Source organism: Rhizobium bangladeshense (assembly GCF_001662075.1).
GTDB classification, from domain to species: Bacteria; Pseudomonadota; Alphaproteobacteria; order Rhizobiales; family Rhizobiaceae; genus Rhizobium; species Rhizobium bangladeshense_B.
The window spans coordinates 1-1,784 of sequence record NZ_LYPL01000072.1; the positions used below are offsets into that span (position 1 = coordinate 1).

At 62.3% G+C, this 1,784-nt stretch carries 1 protein-coding gene; it reads right to left on the reverse strand.

Annotated elements, in window-relative coordinates; translation table 11 throughout:
- Positions 1-1,784 (reverse strand): acetate--CoA ligase (gene acs, locus A7X77_RS31445; protein WP_064686673.1); only part of this gene is annotated, 1,784 nt, incomplete at both ends.

Here is a 1,784-nt window from a genome sequence, read left to right on the forward strand (position 1 = left end):
GGATCGGCAAGTGTCGAGGTATCGCCGAGCGCGCCGAAATCGTCCTCGGCGATCTTGCGCAGGATGCGGCGCATGATCTTGCCCGAGCGGGTCTTCGGCAGGCCGGGGGCAAACTGGATCTTGTCGGGCGAGGCGATCGGCCCGATTTCGGCGCGCACATGTTTGACCAGTTCCTGGCGAAGCGTGTCGGAACCATCATGGCCGGCCATCAGCGTCACATAACAATAGATGCCCTGGCCCTTGATCGCATGCGGATAACCGACGACCGCAGCTTCCGAAACCAGATTGTGCGACACCAGCGCCGATTCCACCTCCGCCGTGCCGAGCCGGTGGCCGGAGACGTTGAGCACATCGTCGACCCGGCCGGTGATCCAGTAATAGCCGTCCTCGTCGCGCCGGCAGCCGTCGCCGGTGAAGTACTTGCCCTTGTAGGTGGAGAAATAGGTCTGGATGAAGCGCTCGTGGTCGCCGTAGACGGTGCGCATCTGGCCCGGCCAGCTGTCGGCGATGCAGAGATTGCCGTCGGCGGCCCCTTCCAGCACCTTGCCCTCATTGTCGACCAACTGCGGCTTGACGCCGAAGAACGGCACCGTCGCCGAACCCGGCTTCAGATCGGTGGCACCCGGCAGCGGCGTGATCATGTGGCCGCCGGTTTCCGTCTGCCACCAGGTATCGATCACAGGGCAGCGCTTGTCGCCGACGACGTTATAGTACCACTCCCAGGCTTCCGGATTGATCGGCTCGCCGACCGTGCCGAGCAGGCGCAGCGACGAGCGCGACGAGCGGGTGACGAATTCATCGCCGGCGCCCATCAGCGAGCGGATCGCCGTCGGTGCCGTATAGAAGATATTGACCTTGTGCTTGTCGATGACTTCCCAGAACCGGCCCTGATCCGGGAAATTCGGCACGCCCTCGAACATCAGCGTCGTCGCGCAGTTCGAAAGCGGCCCATAGACGATATAGGAATGGCCGGTGACCCAGCCGACATCGGCGGTGCACCAGTAGACGTCGCCATGATGGTAGTCGAAGACATATTCATGCGTCATCGAGGCATAGACGAGATAGCCGCCCGTCGTGTGCAGCACGCCCTTCGGCTTGCCGGTCGAACCTGAGGTGTAGAGAATGAACAGCGGATCTTCCGCCTTCATCTTCACCGGCGGGCATTCGGCCTTCACGGTGGCGACTTCCTGGTGATACCAGAGGTCGCGGCCCGGCGCCCAGCCGGTCTTGCCGCCGGTGCGGCGCACGACCAGCACCTTGCTGACATTGACGTGCTGGCGGGCGGCGATGTGGATCGCGGTATCGGTATTGTCCTTCAGCGGCACCGGCTTGCCGCCGCGCACGCCTTCGTCGCAGGTGATGACGAAGGTGGATTCGCAGTCGACGATGCGCCCCGCCAGCGCTTCCGGCGAGAAACCGCCGAAGACGACGGAATGCACCGCGCCGATACGGGCGCAGGCGAGCATCGCATAAGCCGCCTCCGGGATCATCGGCATATAGATGGTGACGCGATCGCCCTTCTTGACGCCGTGCTTCTTCAGCACGTTCGCCATCCGGCAGACATGCTCGTAGAGCTCGTTATAGGTGATCTTCTTGTCGATATAGGGATTGTCGCCTTCCCAGATGATCGCCACCTGGTCGCCATTCGTCTTCAGATGGCGGTCGATGCAATTGTAGGAGACGTTGGTCTGGCCGTCCTCGAACCACTTGATCGAGACCTTGCCGGTAAAGGAGGTGTTCTTGACCTTGGTATAGGGCTTGAACCAGTCGATCCGCTTGCCGTG